The following is a 1241-nucleotide window of genomic DNA, read 5'->3' as shown; positions in this document are numbered from 1 at the left end:
TGGACCGGCCAGGCTTTTGTAGACACCTAGGGGCCATACTTCATGGCAATGACCGAGGTGTCTATGAGCAGCAACAGGCAGTACACGGATGAGTTCCGCAGCGAGGCGGTGAAGCAGGTGCTCGAGCGCGGCTTCACGGTGGTGGAGGTGGCCGGCCGGATCGGGATCCCCAAGCACACCCTCTATGGCTGGGTGCAGGCGGCGAAGAAGGTGGCTCAGCCGGCCAGCCCGGCGGTGGCGGCCAGCGACTCGGCCGAAGTGCGCCGGCTCAAGGCCGAGCTCAAGCGGGTGACCGAGGAGCGCGACATCCTAAAAAAAGCCGCCGCGTACTTTGCCAAGGGGTAAGGGCGAAGTACGCGTTCATGCGCGCGCACGCCCGCGAGTTCCGACTGGTGGCGATGTGCCGGGTGTTGGGCGTGCAGCGCAGCGGCTATTACGCCTGGCTGCGCAACGGCGCCAGCGTCCGTGAGCGCGAAGACCAGCGCCTGCTGGGCCTGATCAAGCACCACTGGCTGGCCAGTGGCGGCATCTACGGCTACCGCAAGATCACCTTGGACCTTCGGGAGGCCGGCGAGACCTGCAGCCGGCACCGGGTGCGGCGCCTGATGCAGGCCGAGGGCCTGCGTGCCGAAGTTGGCTACGGCCGCAAGCCACGCCATCGTGGTGGTCCAGTCGGTGTGGTGGCCAACGTGCTCAACCGGGAGTTCGCTCCGGACGCGCCGAACAAAGTCTGGGTCACCGACATCACCTACATCCGCACCTACGAAGGCTGGCTGTTCTTGGCGGCGGTGATGGACCTGTACTCGCGGCAGATCGTCGGCTGGGCCACGGCCCCGACCATGACCAGCGATCTGGTGCTGCAGGCGCTGGTGGCAGCGGCATGGCGGCGCAAGCCCGGGGCTGGGGTGATGGTCCACTCCGACCAGGGCTGCCAGTTCACCAGCAGCGACTGGCAGTCGTTCCTGAAGGCGCACCGGATGGTGCCGAGCATGAGCCGACGCGGCAACTGCCACGACAACGCCGTGGCCGAGAGCTTTTTCAGCGTGTTGAAGAAGGAGCGGATCAAGCGGCGGATCTACCCGAACCGGGCCACCGCGGCCTCGGACGTGTTCGACTACATCGAGATGTTCTACAACCCGATCCGCCGGCATGGTTCCGCTGGCGGGGTGTCACCGGTAGAGTTCGAACGGCGCTACGCGCAACGCGGCAACTGAGTGTCTACGGAACTCTGGCCGGTCCAG

General features: G+C 66.2%; 1 protein-coding gene. It reads left to right on the top strand.

The window, feature by feature from the left end:
• Nucleotides 1-63: 63 nt before the first annotated feature.
• A protein-coding gene (locus tag CSC62_RS17200) for an IS3 family transposase (RefSeq protein ID WP_246194526.1) occupies nt 64-1214 on the top strand; the annotation gives its coding sequence in 2 pieces (ribosomal slippage) (nt 64-310 and nt 310-1214; 1152 coding nt in all).
• Nucleotides 1215-1241 lie beyond the last annotated feature (27 nt).

The sequence above is a fragment of the Pseudoxanthomonas jiangsuensis genome, assembly GCF_010093185.1.
GTDB lineage: Bacteria > Pseudomonadota > Gammaproteobacteria > Xanthomonadales > Xanthomonadaceae > Pseudoxanthomonas > Pseudoxanthomonas jiangsuensis.
The sequence above is the reverse complement of the archived record's forward strand: the minus strand, read 5'-3'. Positions and strand labels throughout refer to the sequence as shown.